The sequence below is a fragment of the Mesorhizobium sp. M7A.F.Ca.CA.002.05.1.1 genome (assembly GCF_003998335.1).
Classification (GTDB): Bacteria; Pseudomonadota; Alphaproteobacteria; order Rhizobiales; family Rhizobiaceae; genus Mesorhizobium.
This window is the reverse complement of the sequence record NZ_RZQI01001267.1, coordinates 1-1,249: the sequence shown is the minus strand read 5'-3', so window position 1 is coordinate 1,249 and position 1,249 is coordinate 1. Positions and strand designations below refer to the sequence as shown.

General features: G+C 63.7%; 2 protein-coding genes. One reads left to right on the top strand and one right to left on the bottom strand.

Annotated features, from left to right (window positions below):
* On the top strand, window positions 1–633 hold a 633-nt coding region (locus EN939_RS34755), incomplete at its 5' end, for a thiamine pyrophosphate-dependent enzyme (RefSeq protein ID WP_245473290.1).
* A 52-nt stretch (window positions 634–685) separates the two neighbouring features.
* Here the strand turns inward: EN939_RS34755 and EN939_RS34750 are convergent.
* Window positions 686–1,129 (bottom strand): CHRD domain-containing protein, encoded by a 444-nt coding sequence (locus EN939_RS34750; protein WP_127271887.1) that lies wholly within the window; start codon window positions 1,127–1,129, stop codon window positions 686–688.
* Window positions 1,130–1,249 lie beyond the last annotated feature (120 nt).

Here is a 1,249-nt window from a genome sequence, read left to right as displayed (position 1 = left end):
ACGCCAAAGCTGCATGCCGCCTATCTGGACTGGTCGACGCCACCGGAAGGCGGCCCCGGCTCGGTCCAGATGGGCCCGATCATGAACTACCTCGAAAAGATGTTGCCCGACGACGCCATCCTCACCAACGGCGCCGGCAACTACGCCACCTGGGTGCATCGTTTCCACCGCTTCCGCCGCTTCGCCACTCAAGGTGCGCCGACGTCAGGCTCGATGGGCTATGGCACGCCTGCGGCCGTCGCCGCCAAGGAGCTGTTCCCGGAGCGCACCGTGGTCGCTTTCGCCGGCGACGGCTGCTTCCTGATGAACGGGCAGGAATTCGCCACCGCCGTGCAGTATGACCTGCCTATCATTGTGGTCGTCGTCAACAACGGCATCTACGGCACCATCCGCATGCACCAGGAGCGCGAATATCCCGGCCGCGTCGTCGCCACCGATCTCAAGAACCCCGATTTCGCGGCCTTGGCCCGCGCCTATGGCGGCCATGGCGAAACGGTCGACAAGACCGCCGATTTCGCTCCCGCCTTCGAACGTGCCCGCGCCAGCGGCAAGCCGGCGATCGTGGAAATCCGCCTCGACCCCGAAGCGATCACGCCGACGAAGACGATGACGCAGATACGCGACAAGGCGTAGTCCAAACAAAAAAAGAGGCGGTCGCCCGCCCCTTTTTGTCATGCGGCTTGCGCTACTTGGCGGTCTCGATCTGTCCGCGGATTTCGCCGTCCTTGTTGGCTGCCGTGTGCACGTTGACATAGTCCTTGCCGCCCATCAGGTCGGCGGCCTGCGCGTCGGTCAGCACGGCCGATCCCTTGATCGGGCTCTTGAGCTTGCCCTTGAACGGGATCGCCACCCCGGCGTTTTCACCCATCGCGGCTGGGCCGTGAATATGCCCGGCGGTCGCCGGCCCGCTCAGCCCGGAATATTTGACGTTCCAGCTGAGTTTCTTCGTGGCCGTGTCGAAGGTAAGAGCTGCGGTGCCCTTGCCTTTCGTGGTCACCGGCGGGTTCTGCTGGGCGCCGTCGAGCGTCGCTTTCAGCTTCACCGTCTCCGCCAGGGCCGGCGCTGCCGTAAGGAAGGACACCGAGATGGCCAGTGCCGAAAGCATCGGCGCCAAGGATTGGATACGCATGAGAATCTCCGTTTGCTGATGACATCCAGCCACGGCTCCCCGGCGCGCGGATGTATCGGCACAAGGCTTATAAGAGCGAATGGCTGCGCGCGAGTAACACTTACGTGCAGACTAATGGAC

Coding starts and splice junctions, on each gene's coding strand:
- EN939_RS34750 (WP_127271887.1), bottom strand. CDS start 1,129: ATGCGTATCCAATCCTTGGCGCCGATGCTTTCGGCACTGGCCATCTCG.